The organism is Alistipes sp. CAG:29 (genome assembly GCF_000435435.1).
In the GTDB taxonomy this organism is placed as follows: domain Bacteria; phylum Bacteroidota; class Bacteroidia; order Bacteroidales; family Rikenellaceae; genus Alistipes; species Alistipes onderdonkii.
Map to the genome: position 1 here is coordinate 1 of NZ_FR893492.1, position 3,459 is coordinate 3,459.

Consider the following 3,459-nt stretch of genomic DNA (forward strand, 5'->3'; position numbering starts at 1 on the left):
GCAGGTATACAGCCATCTGTTAAAGCCTAAATCCATAACATATAATTAAACTGGATTTTACTCGAAAGTGGATTAACCGCTATATATAAAATAAGACCAATACAATAAATATTAATGAATAAGCTTGGAATAATAATTCAGGCTCGTACTGGGTCAACCCGGCTGCCGTCTAAAATGATTCTTCCGTTTTACGGAAATGATGGAATACTCAGCATTCTGCTTTCTCGGTTAACACAGTGTAAGTTGGCTGACAGTATTATTGTGGCAACAACATCATCATCTCCTGATGATGCCATATGCGATTTAGTTCGGGAACACAGGGTGAAATGCTTTCGGGGAGATGAAAATGATGTCTTGGATCGCTTTATTCAAGCAGCCCGATATTATGGGATTTCGAAAATTATCAGAATTTGTGCTGATAATCCTTTCTTAGATATTGAATCGCTTGATTCATTGATTTTAGCGAGTGAAAATATCGATGCAGATTATGTATCATTTTGTACGAGCAATCATACTCCAACCATAAAAACCCATTTTGGCTTTTGGGCTGAATATGTTACACTGGCAGCATTGGAACTTGTTGCTCGGAAGACGGCGGAGAAAGTATATCACGAACACGTAACAAATTATATTTATACTCATCCTAACGATTTTAAAATAATCTTAAATCCGATTCCGGCTGACCTTGAAAAGCGGACAATCCGCTTAACCATAGATACATTGACTGACTTTCGTATCCAGCAGAAAATTTTTCAGGCTGTTTTTGAGGTAAATCCTCGCTTCACGATAAAAGATGTCGTATCGTACCTTGATGGACATGCATGCCTGTATGCAACAATGGATGAGATTATTAAATCCAATCAAAAATAAAATATAAATATGAGAAAGACATATATTATCGGTGAAATTGGGCAAAACCATAACGGTTCCGTCGATATTGCAAAGTTGATCATCGAATTGATATGCAGACCGATAGAGGAAGATGTGTTCGGACTGGATCTGCAACCTATGGATGCAGTCAAGATGACCCGTCGGGATTTGAAAGAGGAACTTACTGTTTCTCAAATGAATAGACCATACAACACCCCAAATTCTTTTGGAGCTACGTATGGGGAACATCGGGCTTACCTCGAACTGGATGACCAAGCCCATTATGAAGTATATCGATATGCCAAATCCAAAGGGTTGGATTTTATCGAAACCCTTTGTGCTAAAGGGTGTCTTTCTCTTTTAAAATTGTTTACGCCGGATAAATTGAAGGTTGCAAGTCGTGATCTGACGAATCTGCCATTATTGGAAGCTATGGCTGAGACACGCATTCCCATCATTCTTTCTACGGGGATGGCCGGAAAAAAAGAACTAGATGATGCTCTGGCCACCATCACTAAATATCATGATGATATTTCCATCCTTCATTGTGTATCACAATATCCGACAGCACCGGATAACCTAAATTTGCAAACCATATCTTATCTGAAAAAAAATTATCCCCAGTATAAAATAGGTTTTTCGGATCACACGATTGGCATCTCAGCTCCTATAGTCGCGTTGGGGCTGGGGGCAGAAATAATCGAGAAGCATATTACGATCGATCGTCGTATGAAAGGTACCGATCAGGCTGGGTCATTGGGGCCGGATGGCGTATACCGAATGGTTCGGGATATCCGAGTTGCAGAGCGTTGGATGGGGACAGAAGATCTGTATATTGAAAAGGATGTGCTAAGCGCTAAAATTAAATTGGAGCGGTCGATTGCAACCCGGAGGAGTATTCGACAGGGAGAAATAATCTCTGAAAACGATATTCATCTCTTGAGTCCCGGGGATGGATATAAATGGGTGGATCGCGCGGAAGTGATCGGACGCAAAGTGCTCCATGATATTCCTGCAGATGAAATAATATACCCGGAAATGATTTCATAGAATGGATGCATTTGAGATATATCAACTTGTCCACTTTTAGAAATCAAAGACCTACTTCAGTGAGGAAAAGCTGGATTATGATGTTGAATTATATAAAAACGCTATTGATCAATTTATAGATGATTATCGTCGGTGGTATGATGGTGAGGTAATAGATATCCATCGGCTTAACATAACACCGCAATTACACCCTGTATTAACTTACAGATTGGCCAGATTACTTTATCTGAAGGGTAATGAAGAGCAAGCCTCTGTTTATTCTGTTTTGGAACGAATTCCCGGTCTGGTTGAAATTTACTATTCTGCTCAAATTGGTCGGGGATTAAAGATAAATCATGGTGCCGGCTGTGTTATTGGTGTCCGATGCGTAATTGGAGACAACTGTCTCAGGGTGTTACTATAGGGGATAGAAACGGCGGCCGGCCGATTATTGGCAATAATGTCATAATATATGTTGGGGCAAATAACCATAGGTGATTACAGTGTAATAGGGGCTAATGCTGTTTGTCTTCGCAGTTCCCCCCCCCTCCCAGGCTGTTTGCGAAGGTGTGCCTGCTCGAAATATAGCTGAATATGAATAATATAAAATTAATCCTTACCGATATTGACGGTGTTTGGACTGATGGTGGTATGTATTACGATCAGACTGGAAATGAATGGAAAAAATTCCATACTTATGATAGTGCGGGGGTTTTTTTCGCGCATCGGGCCGGTATACCTGTGGGTATATTGACGGGAGAAACCACGTCTATTGTCAAACGCAGAGCGGAGAAATTAGGTGTTGATTACCTTTTTCAAGGTGTGACAAATAAGCTTGAAATTGCCCAAGGGTTATGTGGTGAACTATGCATCTCATTGGATGAAGTTGCTTATATTGGAGATGACCTTAATGATATTGAATTGCTTCGGAAGGTCGGTGTTTCCGGAGTTCCTGCGAGTGCTCCGGAGTATATACGTCGGTTGGCAACTGTATCTCTTCAGAAACGAGGAGGCGAGGGCGTTTTCAGAGAGTTTGTCGAGGTATTGTTGCAGGATAATTTGGTGACGTTATTTCAGGGATATATTTCTGAAAATAGCTAGTGAAAAAAAGGTGTCAATACCAAGGGTGATGTCATTGGAAAGAGGATATTTTTACTATAAATGTGATAAAGGCTTGTGCTGAATTTTAAATGACAATCGCTAGTGTTCATATAAAATGAAGTCTTTGTTAAAGTAGTCTGGAGGCAGATATGATTTCATAATTCTGAGATGCTATTGTTTATTTAGGCATTATATCTATGCTTTAAAATTGTTAATAAAATGATTGAAAAATGTATATAGAAATTTGTGGTAATTCGATTCGTATAGGACGTGTGGAATCAGATGAGATTTTCTTGGATGATGGTGAGCGTATATTCTGGGCATATGGTTTAATGAATCGGAATATATCTAAAAAAGAATTTTTTGCGACGGTTTCAGTGTTAAGGAGTGAACTTTCCCACCAATTAGCTAATCGAATATTTGCCGGAGGATATTTTATTGTTTTGGTTGACCGGAAGA

4 protein-coding genes are annotated in these 3,459 nt (G+C 39.6%); all 4 read left to right on the forward strand.

The genetic code is table 11. The features are described from left to right. Positions 1-114: 114 nt before the first annotated feature. The gene (locus QVP03_RS11495) at positions 115-870 is read left to right on the forward strand and encodes a cytidylyltransferase domain-containing protein (protein WP_022333565.1); all 756 of its coding nucleotides are present in this window, start codon (positions 115-117) and stop codon (positions 868-870) included. 9 nt (positions 871-879) lie between these two features. Further along, on the forward strand, positions 880-1,920 hold the full coding sequence (locus QVP03_RS11500; protein ID WP_018696981.1) for an N-acetylneuraminate synthase family protein: 1,041 nt from the start codon (positions 880-882) through the stop codon (positions 1,918-1,920). 573 nt (positions 1,921-2,493) lie between these two features. Then, a complete protein-coding gene (locus tag QVP03_RS11505; protein WP_018696982.1) occupies positions 2,494-3,000 on the forward strand; it encodes a KdsC family phosphatase in 507 nt (168 codons plus the stop codon). A 230-nt stretch (positions 3,001-3,230) separates the two neighbouring features. Continuing rightward, a partial coding sequence (locus QVP03_RS11510) for a hypothetical protein (RefSeq protein ID WP_288210789.1) occupies positions 3,231-3,459 on the forward strand: 229 nt, incomplete at its 3' end.

Bases quoted from the DNA above. Each gene is read 5' to 3' on its own strand.
- QVP03_RS11495 (WP_022333565.1), top strand. From the start codon at position 115: ATGAATAAGCTTGGAATAATAATTCAGGCTCGTACTGGGTCAACCCGG.
- QVP03_RS11505 (WP_018696982.1), top strand. From the start codon at position 2,494: ATGAATAATATAAAATTAATCCTTACCGATATTGACGGTGTTTGGACT.
- QVP03_RS11500 (WP_018696981.1), top strand. From the start codon at position 880: ATGAGAAAGACATATATTATCGGTGAAATTGGGCAAAACCATAACGGT.